The organism is Stenotrophomonas sp. Y-13 (genome assembly GCF_046267925.1).
Classification (GTDB): domain Bacteria; phylum Pseudomonadota; class Gammaproteobacteria; order Xanthomonadales; family Xanthomonadaceae; genus Stenotrophomonas; species Stenotrophomonas acidaminiphila_A.
The window spans coordinates 2,321,051-2,334,224 of record NZ_CP176501.1 but is presented as its reverse complement, the minus strand read 5'-3'; the positions used below and the strand labels follow the sequence as shown (position 1 = coordinate 2,334,224).

Sequence of the window (13,174 nt, the reverse complement as noted above, 5' to 3'; positions counted from 1 at the left end):
GTCTGCGTGCAGCCGGGCAGTACCTCCAGGCGCTGGGTGTCGCGGCGATGGCAGGCCTCCCCGGCACAGGCCGGGGCGGGCAGCAGGGCCAGCGACAGCAGTGCCGTCGCTGGCCCCGACGCGTGCCGTCGCGCGTGGTTTACGGCGCCTTGCGTTCGAACTTCGCCGGCTGCGGCAGTTCCACCGGCACGCCCTGCGCGTCGCAGGTGCCCTGTTCACACAGGCGCTCGCGCAGGCGCGGGGTGGCCTGCACGATCAGGTGGTAGATGGCGTTCTGTTCCAGCGTGCCGCGCACCGCGGTGCTGCCGGGGCCGCGCGCCCAGATGCCGACGTCCTCGCCGCCGTGCGATTCGGCCTTGGCCGGGACCAGCGCTTCCTGCATGTAGTCCGGGTGCTCGGTGTCGACGTGGGTCAGGTCGGGGCGGCCGCGCGCCGGCTCGTAGCTGCTGGGCGCGTGCGGGAAGGTCTTGGGGCCGGCCGGCTGGCGGTTGCTGGCGCCGGTGTAGCCGGGACCGTTGGCATAGCTGAGCGTGGTGTAGGGCAGGCCGGTGGCGTCGCGCGCCAGGTCGAGGCCGCCGGCACCGTCCTCGCCGCCCTTGTCCTTGACCTTGCCCAGGATCGGGTTGCCGCGCGCCGGGTAGCCGACGAAGTTGAGCGTGTGCGAATGGTCGGCGGTGACGATGATCAGGGTGTCATCGGCCGAGGTCGCTTCGGCCGCCGCGCGCACCGCATCGGACAGGGCGATGGTGTCGCCCAGTGCGCGCGCCGCATTGCCGCTGTGGTTGGCGTGGTCGATGCGCGCGCCCTCCACCATCAGCACATAGCCTTCCGGATGCCTGGACAGGTTGGCGATGGCCGCACGGGTCAGCTCGGCCAGCGACGGCTCGCCGGCCGGGTCGCGGGCGCGGTCGTGCTCGTACTGCATGTGGTCCGGCTCGAACAGGCCCAGCAGCGCCGGGGCATCGGCCGCGGCCTTGAGCTGCGCGGCATTCCACACGTAGGCGCCCTGCGGGTGCGCGGCCTGCCATTCGGCCACCAGGTTGCGGCCGTCCAGGCGCAGGCCGACCTTGTCGGCATACTCCGGATCCTGCTCGTTGACGGTGGTGAACTGGCCGCGGCCGCCGCCCAGCGCGACCAGCGGGCCACGGCCGTAGCGCGTGGTCGACAGCAACTGCTGGGCGATGTCCACGCAGCCGGCGGCGCGGGCCGCCTCGGGCACGTCGGTGTCGTTCTCCCAGTTGCGGTCGGGCGAATGCGCGTAGGTCGCCGCCGGGGTGGCGTGGGTCAGGCGCGCGGTGGACACCACGCCGGTGGCCATGCCGGCGCTGTCGGCCAGCTGCAGCCAGGTCAGCGCATGCTTGCCCAGGCTGTCGGCGCAGTCGCTGCGGCTGCCGGCGCTGACGCCAATGGCGCCCATGTGGGTCTTCACGCCAGTGGTGATGGCGGTCATGGTGCCGGCCGAGTCCGGCGTCTGCGAGTCGGTGTTGTAGGTCTTGCTGAAGGCGGTCGCCGGGAAGCGCTCCCAGGACAGCAGGTTCTCCTCGCCCGGGTTGCCGTGGCGCTGGCCCTCGAGGATGCGCGCGGCAGCCACGGTGGTCAGGCTCATGCCGTCGCCCAGGAACAGGATCACGTTCTTCGCCTTGCCGGCCATGGCGCCATTGCCGGCGGCCTGCGCGGCGCCGGCGCGGTACCACCATTGCGGCGTCTCGCCCTGCGGGTGGCTGACCGCCGGCACCTCGACGGCGAGGGCCTGCGGCGCGCGGGGCGCGGCGGTGCTGGCGCAGGCGCCGAGCAGCAGGGTGGACAGGGCGGCGAGCAGGGAAGGGGCGTGGCGCATGCGATCGACCATGAATCCGGAACAGGCCGCCATTATGACGATCCTGAAAAGGCATGCCGATGACACGCAGCTTTTCCGCGCTGGCGTCGTGCCGCCCGCGGGCTTGCGCTATCGTGCCGGTTCCTGAAAAAAGTCCCCGGATTCCCCTATGAAGCTGGTTTCTGCCTGGTTGCGGATTCCGTTCTGGCAGCGCGTGGCAGGCGGCTTCGTGCTTGGCGCGCTGGCCGGCTGGGCGCTGGGCCCGGCCGCCGAGCTCTGGTTCGGCCCGCTGGGCGAGCTGTACGTCACCCTGATCAAGATGATCGCCGTGCCGCTGGTGTTCTTCGCGGTGATCAGCGCCATCGGCTCGCTGCACGGGCAGAAATCGGTGGTGGCGCTGGGCGGGCGCACCTTCCTGTGGTTCATCATCACCGCGGCGCTGGCGGTATGCGTCGGGCTGGGCGTGGGCACGGTGATGCAGCCGGGCACCGGCGGCCTGAGCCTGGCCATGGACAGCGCCTATACCCCGCGCGACGTGCCGTCGGTGGCCAAGGTGCTGATGGACGTGGTGCCGTCCAACGTGTTCTACGCGCTGTCGGGCATCGGTACCAAGGTCAACGCCGCCGGCGAGACCGTGTTGGCCGCCGGGCGCGGCTCGATCCTGCCGGTGATCTTCTTCGCCGGCCTGCTCGGCTTCGCCATGGTCAAGCTCGGCGACAAGGTCGGCGAGGCGCGCAGGCTCACCGGGCAGCTGAGCGAGGTCATGATCCAGGTCACCCGCTTCGTGCTGGAGATGACCCCGCTGGGCACCTTCGGCCTGATCGCCGGCCTGGTCGGCAGTTATGGCTTCGAGAAGCTGCTGCCGCTGGGCAGTTTCGTGCTGGCGCTGTACGTGGCCTGCGCGCTGCATATCGTGGTGGTCTACAGCGGCCTGCTGCTCGCCCACGGGCTGAACCCGATCAAGTTCTTCCGCGGCGCTGCGCCGGGCATGCAGGTGGCGTTCGTGGCCTCGTCGAGCTTTGCGGCGATGCCGGCGGCGATGCGCTCGATCACCGCCAACCTGGGCGTCAACAAGGACTACGCGTCGTTCGCGGTGCCGCTGGGCGCGAGCATCAAGATGGACGGCTGCGGTGCGATCTACCCGGCGCTGTGCGCGGTGTTCATCGCCCAGTACACCGGGGTGCCGCTGACCCCGGAGCAGTACGTGGTGGTGCTGATCGCTTCGGTGCTGGGCAGCTTCGGCACCGCCGGCGTGCCGGGTACGGCGGTGGTCATGGCCACCGTGGTGCTGAGCGCGGCCAACCTGCCGCTGGAGACCATCGGCTACCTGTACGCCATTGACCGCGTGCTGGACATGATGCGCACCATGACCAACGTCACCGGACAGATGGTGGTGCCGGTGATCGTGGCCAAGGAAACCGGGCTGCTGGACCGGCAGGTCTACGACGCCCCGGTCCGTCCCGGCGTCGGGGTGGACTGACCGCCCGTCGCCGGGGCCTGCCCGGGGACGGCCATCCGCGCAAGGCGGGTGCATCATGGGGGCGGCGGCCATCCGGCCCGTCCATGACAACGAAAGGAGTCGCTCCATGATGCTGCAACGAATGCTCCTGCTGGCCGGCTGCGCGCTGGCCGGCACGGCCGCTGCCGCCGACGCCGACCAGTGGCGGGTGCCGGTGGCGGTCGAGAAACTCGACAACGGCCTGACCGTGGTGGTGTCCGAGGACCACAGCGCGCCGGTGGTCGGGATCAGCGTGGTCTACCGCGTCGGCATGCGCCTGGAACCGCGCAACCGCACGGGTTTTGCGCACCTGTTCGAACACCTGATGTTCCAGGGCACGCCACAGGCGCGCAAGGGCGTGTTCGACAGCGTGATCACCGGCGGTGGCGGCCGCAACAACGGCTCCACCCGCGCCGACTTCACCAACTACATCGAAACCGCGCCGGTCTCGGCGCTGGAACCGATGCTGTGGCTGGAAGCGGACCGGATGCGCACGTTGGACTTCAACCCGGAAACGCTGAAGAACCAGCAGGACGTGGTCAAGGAGGAGATCCGCAACAACGTCCAGAACCAGCCCTATGGCGGCTTCATGTGGATCGACATCGGCCAGCACGCGTTCTCCAAGTGGGAGAACAACCATGACGGCTACGGCAGCTTCCACGATCTGGAGAACGCCAGCCTCGACGACGTGCGCGCCTTCCACCGCGATTACTACGGCCCCAACAACGCGGTGCTGTCCATCGCCGGCGACGTCACCCCGGAACAGGGCTTCGCCCTGGCCAAACGCTACTTCGGCGACATCCCGGCGCGGCCGACGCCGCCGCGGCCGGATTACACCGAAGGGCTCAATACCCGCGAGGTCCGCCTGCAGCAGTCAGATGCGCTGGCGCAGGTGCCGGCGCTGGCGGTGGGCTGGAAGATGCCCGACCGCGGCAGCCGCGACCAGGCGCCGATGGCGGTGCTGGGCGCGCTGCTGGCCAATGGCGAGGCTTCGCGCCTGCACCAGGGTCTGGTCAAGGAGCGCCAGCTGGCGTTGAACGTCGACTCGCTCTATGGCCTGACCAGCGCCTGGGAGTACGACGGTCCCACCCTGTTCGTGGTGTTCGCCATGTACAAGCCCGACCACGACGCCGACGCGGTGCTGTCCGGGATCGACGCGGAGATCGCCCGGGTCGCCAGCGAAGGCGTGGACGCGGCCACGCTGGCGCGGGTCAAGACCCAGTTGCTGGCGCAGTGGTACGACGGCCTGGAGATGTTCCTGGACCGCGCCGACGCGCTGGCCAAGCTGCAGGCGCTGTGGGGCGATGCCCAGGTGGTCAACCGGATCCCGGGATGGATCGAAGCGGTGGACGCCGCCGACGTACAGCGCGCCGCGCGCACCTACCTGACCACCGCCAACCGCACCGTCATCGACCGCAAGCCGGCGGCGATGCTGGCCCCCGCCGCGCAGAAGTGAGGACACCGCCATGATCAAGCCGATACCCTGCCTGCTCGCGATGGGCCTGGCCCTGTCGCTCGCCCCGACCGGCGCGGGCGCCGCCCCCGCGGCGCTGCCCGCCGGCCTGCCGGACTATGCCGCCGACAAACCGCTGCCGGTGCCCGAAATATCGCGCAGGACCCTGGCCAATGGCCTGGAAGTGTGGGTCGTGCCCCGCAACGGGCTGCCACGCGTGGACTACGTGCTGGCCATGCGCGGTGCCGGGCTGGCCGCCGATGCCGCCGCCACGCCCGGCTTCGCCACCGTGCTTGCGCGGCTGTTGAGCGCCGGCACCCAGGCGCACGACGCGCGCCAGATCGCCGAGCTGGCCCAGGGCATGGGCGGCAGCGTCAGCGCCGTCGCCAGCGTCGACGGCCTGCTGCTGAGCGGCTCGGCACTGGCCTCGCAGGCCAAGCCGATGCTGGCGCTGCTCGCCGAAGTCGCCCGCACCCCGGCCTTCGCCGACAACGAAGTGGAACTGGCCCGGGCCAATGCCGCCCAGGAGCTGAAGGCGGCCGAGGCGCAGCCGGGCTTCCGTGCCTCGCGCGCGCTGCTGCAGGCGGTCTACGGCGACCACCCGTATGCGCGCACGCAGCTCGACCACGCCACTTTGCCGGCGCTGACCCCGGCCGCGCTCAAGCGCGAACACGCGCGTCGCTTCCACCCCGGGCATGGCCTGCTGGTGATCACCGGCCGGATCGACGCCGCCACCGCGTTCGCCGAGGCCGAGCGTGCCTTCGGTGACTGGCGGGGGCAGGGCGATGCGGTCGCCGACACCGCGCCCGCGCCGCGCCAGGCCCCGGCGCAACGCACGATACTGCCGCGCCCGGGCAGCGTGCAGTCGACCTTCCGCATCGGGCGCCCGGCCATCGCCGCCACCGACCCGGACTACGTGCCGCTGCAACTGGCCAGCACCGTGCTGGGCAGTGGCATCAGCAGCCGCCTCAACCAGAACCTGCGCGAGGAAAAGGGCTACACCTACGGTGCCGGCGCGGGCCTGGCGGCGCTGCGCGCCGGCGGCAACCTGGTGGCGTCGGCCGACGTGCGCAACGAGGTCACCGGCGCGTCCCTGCACGAGTTCATGAAGGAGTTCGACCGGCTGGGCAAGGAGCCGGTACCGGCCGCCGAACTGGAATCGACCAAGCGCTATGTCGCCGGCGGCTACCTGATCAGCAACCAGTTGCAGGCCACGGTGGCCGGCACCCTGGCCAGCAACTGGCTCGCCGGGCTGCCGCCGGAGTTCCTGGGCCAGTACGTGGGCAGGATCCGTGCGGTGGACGCGGCGGCACTGCAGGCGGTGGCCGCGCGTTACTACGCACCGGAGACGCTATCGGTGATCGTGGTCGGTGACCGCGACGCGGTCGCACCGCAGCTGGAGCCGTTCGGCCCGTTCGGCGTCGAGCAGCGCTGAGGCACCCCATCCGGGCCGGAGCGACTCCGGCCCGGAGACACGGCGGCCAGGTGGCTGGCGCCATCCGGGGACAGGCATGAAAAAAGCCGCGGCGGAGCCGCGGCTTTGCAAGAGGCAGCCCGGGACGCCGGTTACAGGTCCAGGCGGCGCGCCTGCATGAACTTGTCGCCCCAGTATCCGCTGAGCAGGGTGTCGGTGCGCACGTCCTTGCCGGTGCTCGGCGCATGCAGGAAGCGGCCTTCGCCGACGTAGATGCCGACATGGTCGACGCGGCCCCTGCGGCCGAAGAACACCAGGTCGCCGGCGACCAGCGCCGAACGGTCCTTGATCAGCTCGTTGCTGGCCTGGCTGGCCATCTCGCGCGACACCCGCGGCAGCTCGATGCCCAGCGCGGTGCGGAACACGTAGCCGACCAGGCCGCTGCAGTCGAAACCGGCGTCCGGCGAGGTGCCACCCCAGCGGTACGGGGTGCCCAGCAGGGTCATGGCGCGGCGCAGGATCGACTGCACCTTGCCGTCGCTGTCGTTGGCCAGCGCCGTGTCGGTGGCGCCGGCCACGCTCTTGGATGCGTCGTAGGCCGAGAGCAGGCGGCCGAGGTCGCCGGCGAACATCGCCGAGCGGTCCATCAGCGGAATGGTGTCGTTGGCGGCCAGGTGCGGGAGCAGGGCGGCCAAGGTCGCGGTGGCGGCGGCGTCGGCCTTGCTGCGCTGGGCGTCCGGCTTGGCCGCGGCCGGGCGGGCGGCGGGCTCGGCATCGGGAGCGCTCTGGGCGAGCGCCGGCATGGCGGTGATGGCCAGGGCCGCGGCGCACAGCAGCCGGCGGAAGGCGGGAATTCGGTGACCGGGTTGACCCGGATGGGACGGATTTTCGTTCGTCACGCGGCAGTCACGGAAAAAAGCGATGGGCGATCATGCCCTGTGAAAAGTGTGCATAGGTACAAATTTCGTTAAATTTTCATTATTTCCTATGACTTTTTTCACACTTCAATGCAGCACGCGCTTGGCGCCGGTGTAGTGGTCGCGCCAGTACGGGCCTTCCAGATGGTCCAGCCGCACCGTGCCACCGGTGCTCGGCGCGTGCACGAAGCGCCCCTCGCCGACATAGATGCCGACGTGCCAGACGTTGCCCTTGTCGCCGAAGAACACCAGGTCGCCGGCTGCCAGCTGCCGCGGCTCGATGCGCGGCCCCTGCACGGCGGCCAGCTCGCGCGAGGTGCGCGGCAGGTTCAGCGCCAGCATGTCGCGGTAGACATAGCTGACCAGCCCGCTGCAGTCGAAACCCGATTCGGGCGTGTTGCCGCCGTAACGGTAAGGCGTACCGACCAGCCCCAGCGCCCGCATCAGCACCGACGAGGCCGCGGCCGGATCGGCCGGGGTCACCTGTGGCCAGGCATGGCTGGCCGGGGGCGAGGCGGGGCGCCTGGCGGGCGCATGGCCGCAGGCGGCGAGAACCGAGGCCGCGGCGAGCAGGGCCGGCAGCCGCCAGCGGCGGTACCGGAAAACTGGCGTGATGTGCATGGAGCCCGGATAATGCGCCACCTCAAGACGGCTGCCATGATGGCCGCCTCCCCGTCGGCCGGCAAGGCCGTCCCAACGTCTGCCAGCGGGCAGCCACTGAAGAGTTGCGCATGAAGATCGAAAAAGACCGCGTCGTCCGTTTCCACTACACCGTTTCCGAAGTCGGCCAGGCGCCGATCGAAAGCTCCCGCGAGCGTGGTGAGCCGCTGGCGATCCTGATCGGCCACGGCAACATCATCCCGGGCCTGGAGACGGCGATGATGGACAAGGAGGCCGGCGAGAGCTTCGGCGTGGACGTGAAGTCGGCCGACGCCTACGGCGAGCGCCGCGAGGGCCTGACCCAGCGCGTGCCGAAGAAGCACTTCGGCAACACCCGCCTGGTGCCGGGCCAGCAGGTGATCCTGCAGACCAACTTCGGCCCGCGCGCGGTCACCGTCGAGAAGGTCGGCATGACCGTGGTCGACGTCGACCTGAACCACCCGATGGCCGGCAAGGACCTGCACTTCGACGTGGAGATCGTGGAAGTCCGCGAGGCCAACGAAGAAGAAGTGCAGCACGGCCACGTGCATGGCGACGGTGGCCACCACCACTGATCGCCCGACCGGCGATTCCGCAGCGAACGGCCCGCCCTGTGCGGGCCGTTTCGTTTTCCGGCGCCGCGGACGGTGGCCGTGGCCGCATGCTCTAATCGCCGGTCCATCCACGGGGGAACCACGGACGTGTCCAACGCCACTTTCCAGCCGATCGCGCCGGACGAGCGCATCGCCACGCTCGATGTCCTGCGTGGACTGGCGCTGCTGGGCATCCTGCTGATGAACATGGAGGCCTTCGTCGGCCCGCTGGACCTGTCCACCAGTGGCATCGACCCGCACTGGCGGGGCGTGGACCGCTGGGCGGACGCCTTCGTCTACATCTTCGTGCAGGGCAAGTTCTTCACCCTGTTCTCGCTGCTGTTCGGCGCCGGCTTCGCGGTGATGGCGCAGCGCGCCGAGGTCGCCGGGCGCGATTTCACCCGCTTCTACCTGCGCCGCAGCCTCGCCCTGCTGGGCATCGGCCTGGTGCATGCGCTGCTGCTGTGGTCCGGCGACATCCTGGTCGCCTACGCGCTGTTGTCGTTCCTGTTGCTGGCGTTCCGTGACGCGCCGCGTGCCTGGCTGCCGGCAATGGGCGTGCTGGCCTACCTGGCGGCGGTCGGGCTGATGCTGCTGCTGGGCGCGCTGATGCTGCTGGTGCCGGCCGACACAACGGCCGCGCAGGCGGCCCACGCGCAGGCCGCGATCGAGGCCCAGCGACAGGCCTACGGGCACGGCACCTATGGCCAGGCGGTGCTGCAACGGCTGCGCGATTTCGGCGCATCGCTGGGCGCGCTGCTGGTGGTGGGGCCGCAGGTGCTGGGCATGTTCCTGATCGGCAGCTGGTTCGCGCGCAGCGGCGCCATCGCCGATCCCGAGGCGCACCGGCGGCTGTTCGCGTGGCTGCGCTGGGGCGCGCTGCCGCTGGGCCTTGCGCTGATGCTGGCCTGTGCCTGGTACCAGCCGTGGCTGGCGCCGGGGCGTTTCGACCTGCGTTCGGCCGCGGCCTACGGCGGCACCGCGGTGGCCGGCCTGCTGATGTGCCTGGGCTACCTGGCCTGGGGCGTGCGCTGGAGCCACGCGCTGCGCGGGCTGGCCCCGGCCGGGCGCATGGCGCTGAGCAATTACCTGGGGCAGTCGCTGGTATGCACGCTGCTGTTCTACGGCTATGGGCTGGGCGGTTTCGAGCAGATGGGACGCGCGTGGCAACTGCTGTTCGCGGTGGCGCTGTTCGCGGTGCAGCTGCTGCTGAGCCGGGTCTGGTTGCGCCATTTCCGTTTCGGGCCGATGGAATGGCTGTGGCGTGCGATCACCTACTGGCGGTTGCCGCCCCTGCGCCGCGATCCGGCCGACGCGCGGCCGCGGTAGCCGCGCCGCGGGCGACCACGCCCGGCTGCGCCCGCTGCCCGCGCGTTGCCTGATGCCCGCCCGGCGGCGTCGGTGGCGCATGGCCGCGGCCGCGTGGATCGGTTTCGCCGGGGCATTTACAGGCCGGCAACGGCACGGCATGGCATGCTCGGGGCCCGCATGGACAACAGGAGTGGACGCGCAATGACCGACCTCATCAGCGGGCATGTGGCGGTGATCGAAACCGCATCCCGGCGCATGGGAGCGGCGCGGTGAGCGGGCAGTCATTCGATCTGGTCGTGCTCGGCGGTGGTTCCGGCGGGCTGGCCGCGTGTTTCCGCGCCGCGTCGCACGGCGCGAAGGTGGCGATGCTGGAACCGGCGTTGCTGGGCGGTACCTGCGTCAATGTCGGTTGCGTGCCGAAGAAGGCCATGTGGCTGGCGGCTGACCTCGCCGAACGCATCGCGCTGGCCTCGGCGCTGGGCTTCGACGTGCCGGCGGCGCCGCGCCTGTCGTGGCCGCGGCTGCTGCAGCGCCGGCAGCAGTACATCGATGGCATCCATGCCAGCTACCGGCAGCGGCTGCAGGACAGCGGCGTGGTGCACATCGCGCAGCGCGGCCGCCTGCGCGACGCCCGCACCGTGGAATGCGAGGACGGCACCCGGCTGCACGCCGGGCATATCGTCATCGCCACCGGCTCGCATGCGTTGAAGCCGGACCTGCCCGGTGCCGGGCTAGGCGGGGTCTCGGACGATTTCTTCGCCCTGCAGGCGGCACCGGCGCGGGTGGCCATCGTCGGTGGCGGCTACATCGCGGTAGAACTGGCCGGCGTGCTGCATGGGCTGGGCAGCGAGGTGACGCTGCTGGTGCGCGGCAAGGAGCTGCTGTCGCAGTTCGACGCCGAAATGACGGCGCAGTTGGCGCAGAACCTGCGCCAGCAGGGCATCACGGTGCGGTTCGAGTGCCAGTTGCAGGCCCTGGAGCGGCGCGCGGGCGGCATCCACGCGCGCCTGCAGGGCGGTGCCGCGGACGCGCTGTTCGACACCGTCCTGTTCGCCACCGGCCGTGCCCCGAGCACCCGCGGGCTGGGGCTGGAGGCCGTGGGGGTGGCGCTGGACGACAACGGCGCCATCGTGGTCGATGCGTTCCAGGACACCTCCGTGCCCGGCATCAGCGCGGTCGGCGATGTCACCGCGCAGGCGATGCTGACGCCGGTGGCGGTCGCCGCCGCGCGCCGGCTGATGGACCGCCTGTACGGCGGCCAGCCGGAGGCGCGGCTGGACTACGACAACATCCCCAGCGTGGTGTTCTCGCACCCGCCGCTGGGCAGCGTCGGCCTGAGCGAGGCGCAGGCACGCGGGCGCTTCGACACCGTCACCACGTACCACAGCCGCTTCCGGCCGATGCTGCAGGCGCTCGGCGAGGGCCAGACCCGTTCGCTGTTCAAGATGGTCTGCGCCGGCGCGGACGAGAAGGTCGTCGGCATCCACCTGCTGGGCGAGGGCGCCGACGAGATCCTGCAGGGCTTCGCGGTGGCGCTCAAGGCCGGGGTGACCCGCCGGCAGATGGCCGATACGGTGGCGATCCACCCGACCTCGGCCGAGGAAGTGGTGCTGATGCGCTGAGCGCGCCGCAGGCGGGATAATGCCGGGCTCATCTCCCCCGGATGCGCTCATCCCGTGAATGCTCCCCCCCGCGGCGCCGCTGCGGCGCCGCCGCCGGCGCCGGTCGCTTCGTCGCTGCCGACCACGTCGCGGCGCCTGCTTGCCAGCGGCCTGCTGCTGGCCGGCGTGGGCGCCATTGCCGCATCCGGCAAGGCGGTGATCGTCAAGCTGGCCTACCGCCACGGTGCCGATGCGACCACGCTGCTGGCGCTGCGCATGCTGGTCGCGCTGCCGTTCTTCGTGGCCATGGGCGCGTGGGCCGCGCGCCGGGCGCCGGCGCTGTCGCGCGGCGACCTGGGGCGGGTGGCGCTGCTGGGTTTCAGCGGCTATTACCTGTCCAGCTACCTGGATTTCCTGGGGCTGCAGTACATCAGCGCCACGCTGGAGCGGCTGATCCTGTACCTGAGCCCGACCCTGGTGGTGCTGATCGCGCTGCTGGTGCTGCGGCAGCGGCCGACGCGGCTGCAGGTGCTGGCGTTGCTGGTCAGTTACCTGGGCGTGCTGCTGGCCTTCGGCCACGACATCCAGCTCGATGGCCGGCGCACGCTGCTCGGCGCGGCGCTGGTGTTCGCCAGCGCGCTCAGCTACGCGGTCTACCTGTTCGGCAGCGGCCAGGCGGTGGCGCGGATCGGCGCGGTGCGCCTGACCGCCTACGCCAGCACCGTGGCCTGCGTGCTGTGCATCGGCCAGTACCTGTTGTTGCAGCCACTGGCGGCGCTCGGCAGGCAGCCGCCGCCGGTGTACTGGCTGTCGCTGCTCAACGGCACCGTGTGCACGGTGCTGCCGGTGCTGGCGATCATGCTCGGGGTCAAGCGCATCGGTTCCTCGCTGGCCGCGCAGGTGAGTATGCTGGGCCCGGTCTCCACCATTGTGCTGAGCGTATGGCTGCTGGACGAACCGATGGGCCCGTGGCAGGGCGCCGGCACCGTGCTGGTGCTGCTGGGCGTGCTGCTGGTGGGCAGCGGCGTGGCCCGCAGACGATGAGCGCGGCGACCGATGCGGCGGCGGCACAGGCACGCATCCTGGCGGTAATCCGCGCCATCCCGCGCGGGCAGGTGATGGGCTACGGCGAGGTCGCGGCCAAGGCCGGGCTGCCGGGCCGCGCGCGGCTGGTGGCGCGGCTGCTCGGCGGCAACGACGACCGGACCCTGCCGTGGCACCGGGTGCTGCGTTCGGATGGGCGCATCGCCCTGCCCGAGGGGTCGGCCGGCTGGCGCGAGCAGGCACAACGCCTGCGCGCCGAGGGCGTGGTGGTCGAGAACGGCCGGGTCCGGCGCGCACGGCCGCCGCCCGACCTGGATGCCCGGATCTGGGGGCCTGCCTGAAGCAGGAACGGGTAAAGAAGCGCGGGGAACCAGGACACCGCGACCGGTTTCAAGTGAGCGGATCGAGCGCGCAGCCGACAGCCGGCACCCGCCTATATATCTGGAACCTGGAACCAAGCCCCCTGAGTCAGGGGGCGGCCGCGAAGCGGCGGGGGTCTGGAAGCACGGGATGGGGCCCGCGGTTTGCGTTGCAAACCGTGGGGCGTCAGCGCGAAGGCGATGACGCATTCCCCCTGAGTCAGGGGGCGGCCGCGAAGCGGCGGGGGTCTGGAAGCACGAGATGGGGCCCGCGGTTTGCGTTGCAAACTGTGGGGCGTCAGCGCGAAGGCGATGGCGCATTCCCCCCGGGTCAGGGGGCGGCCGCGAAGCGGCGGGGGTCTGGAAGCACGAGCTGGGGCCCGCGGTTTGCGGCGCAAATCGTGGGGCGTCAGCGCGAAGGCGATGACGCATTCCCCCTGAGTCAGGGGGCGGCCGCGAAGCGGCGGGGGTCTGGAAGCACGAGATGGGGCCCACGGTTTGCGTCGCAAACCGTGGGGCGTCAGCGCGA

General features: G+C 71.1%; 11 protein-coding genes. 8 read left to right on the top strand and 3 right to left on the bottom strand.

The features are described from left to right. Positions 1 to 139: 139 nt before the first annotated feature. Positions 140 to 1,837 (bottom strand): alkaline phosphatase, encoded by a 1,698-nt coding sequence (locus ACJ7VY_RS10620; protein WP_161613598.1) that lies wholly within the window; start codon positions 1,835 to 1,837, stop codon positions 140 to 142. Between the two features lie 148 nt (positions 1,838 to 1,985). On the opposite strand from ACJ7VY_RS10620, the gene ACJ7VY_RS10615 reads away from it, so the two are divergent. The 3 genes from ACJ7VY_RS10615 to ACJ7VY_RS10605 all read left to right on the top strand — a co-directional run bounded on the left by ACJ7VY_RS10615 (position 1,986) and on the right by ACJ7VY_RS10605 (position 6,202). Then, positions 1,986 to 3,296, top strand: a complete 1,311-nt coding sequence (locus ACJ7VY_RS10615; RefSeq protein WP_161613599.1) for a dicarboxylate/amino acid:cation symporter — start codon at positions 1,986 to 1,988, stop codon at positions 3,294 to 3,296. 106 nt (positions 3,297 to 3,402) lie between these two features. Continuing rightward, positions 3,403 to 4,770, top strand: coding sequence for a pitrilysin family protein (locus tag ACJ7VY_RS10610; protein ID WP_321989005.1), 1,368 nt, complete (start codon positions 3,403 to 3,405; stop codon positions 4,768 to 4,770). Positions 4,771 to 4,780: 10 nt separating this feature from the next. Then, positions 4,781 to 6,202 carry a pitrilysin family protein gene (locus ACJ7VY_RS10605; RefSeq protein WP_313247912.1) on the top strand — a complete coding sequence of 474 codons (1,422 nt, stop codon included), beginning with the start codon at positions 4,781 to 4,783 and terminating at the stop codon, positions 6,200 to 6,202. Positions 6,203 to 6,333: 131 nt separating this feature from the next. Here ACJ7VY_RS10605 and ACJ7VY_RS10600 read toward each other — a convergent pair whose 3' ends face one another. Both ACJ7VY_RS10600 and ACJ7VY_RS10595 read right to left on the bottom strand, forming a co-directional pair. Further along, positions 6,334 to 7,080, bottom strand: a complete 747-nt coding sequence (locus tag ACJ7VY_RS10600; protein ID WP_409475588.1) for a C40 family peptidase — start codon at positions 7,078 to 7,080, stop codon at positions 6,334 to 6,336. Positions 7,081 to 7,185: 105 nt separating this feature from the next. Then, complete coding sequence (locus ACJ7VY_RS10595; RefSeq protein WP_313253423.1) at positions 7,186 to 7,719, bottom strand: C40 family peptidase; 534 nt, start codon at positions 7,717 to 7,719, stop codon at positions 7,186 to 7,188. A gap of 110 nt (positions 7,720 to 7,829) precedes the next feature. On the opposite strand from ACJ7VY_RS10595, the gene ACJ7VY_RS10590 reads away from it, so the two are divergent. The 5 genes from ACJ7VY_RS10590 to ACJ7VY_RS10570 all read left to right on the top strand — a co-directional run bounded on the left by ACJ7VY_RS10590 (position 7,830) and on the right by ACJ7VY_RS10570 (position 12,627). Next, positions 7,830 to 8,312: a peptidylprolyl isomerase gene (locus tag ACJ7VY_RS10590; RefSeq protein ID WP_293758439.1), complete on the top strand. Its 483-nt coding sequence runs from the start codon at positions 7,830 to 7,832 to the stop codon at positions 8,310 to 8,312. Positions 8,313 to 8,438: 126 nt separating this feature from the next. Beyond that, a complete protein-coding gene (locus tag ACJ7VY_RS10585) occupies positions 8,439 to 9,659 on the top strand; it encodes a DUF418 domain-containing protein (RefSeq protein WP_313253419.1) in 1,221 nt (406 codons plus the stop codon). A gap of 251 nt (positions 9,660 to 9,910) precedes the next feature. Then, complete coding sequence (gorA, locus tag ACJ7VY_RS10580) at positions 9,911 to 11,263, top strand: glutathione-disulfide reductase (protein ID WP_313253416.1); 1,353 nt, start codon at positions 9,911 to 9,913, stop codon at positions 11,261 to 11,263. Between the two features lie 54 nt (positions 11,264 to 11,317). Next, positions 11,318 to 12,286: a DMT family transporter gene (locus tag ACJ7VY_RS10575; RefSeq protein WP_409475587.1), complete on the top strand. Its 969-nt coding sequence runs from the start codon at positions 11,318 to 11,320 to the stop codon at positions 12,284 to 12,286. After that, the gene (locus tag ACJ7VY_RS10570; protein ID WP_313253413.1) at positions 12,283 to 12,627 is read left to right on the top strand and encodes an MGMT family protein; all 345 of its coding nucleotides are present in this window, start codon (positions 12,283 to 12,285) and stop codon (positions 12,625 to 12,627) included. The genes ACJ7VY_RS10575 and ACJ7VY_RS10570 overlap by 4 nt, the downstream gene beginning before the upstream one ends. Positions 12,628 to 13,174 lie beyond the last annotated feature (547 nt).